The following is a 307-nucleotide window of genomic DNA, read 5'->3' as shown; positions in this document are numbered from 1 at the left end:
CACTTCGCTACCCCTCCGGTATTTATTAAATTAGATGGTGGAGGATGACGGGCTCGAACCGCCGACCCCCTGCTTGTAAGGCAGGTGCTCTCCCAGCTGAGCTAATCCTCCGTAATATAAATGGTGACCCGTACGGGACTCGAACCCGTGTTACCGCCGTGAAAGGGCGGTGTCTTAACCGCTTGACCAACGGGCCATTACAACTTTTCCCAAGCTTCCAACCGGGCTCGAACCGGTGACCTCTTCCTTACCATGGAAGTACTCTGCCTGCTGAGCTATGGAAGCATTAAAAATGGCTCCGCAGGTA

At 53.7% G+C, this 307-nt stretch carries 3 tRNA genes; all 3 read right to left on the bottom strand.

Going from position 1 to position 307, the window contains the following annotated elements:
* Positions 1-35: 35 nt before the first annotated feature.
* Positions 36-111: transfer RNA gene (locus CN692_RS19215), tRNA-Val, on the bottom strand.
* 10 nt (positions 112-121) lie between these two features.
* Positions 122-196: transfer RNA gene (locus tag CN692_RS19210), tRNA-Glu, on the bottom strand.
* A 16-nt stretch (positions 197-212) separates the two neighbouring features.
* Positions 213-285 (bottom strand) — tRNA-Thr (locus CN692_RS19205).
* Between the last annotated feature and the right edge of the window lie 22 nt (positions 286-307).

Source organism: Bacillus sp. AFS002410 (assembly GCF_002556365.1).
Lineage (GTDB): Bacteria > Bacillota > Bacilli > Bacillales > Bacillaceae_G > Gottfriedia.
This window is presented reverse-complemented; position numbering and strand designations above follow the sequence as displayed.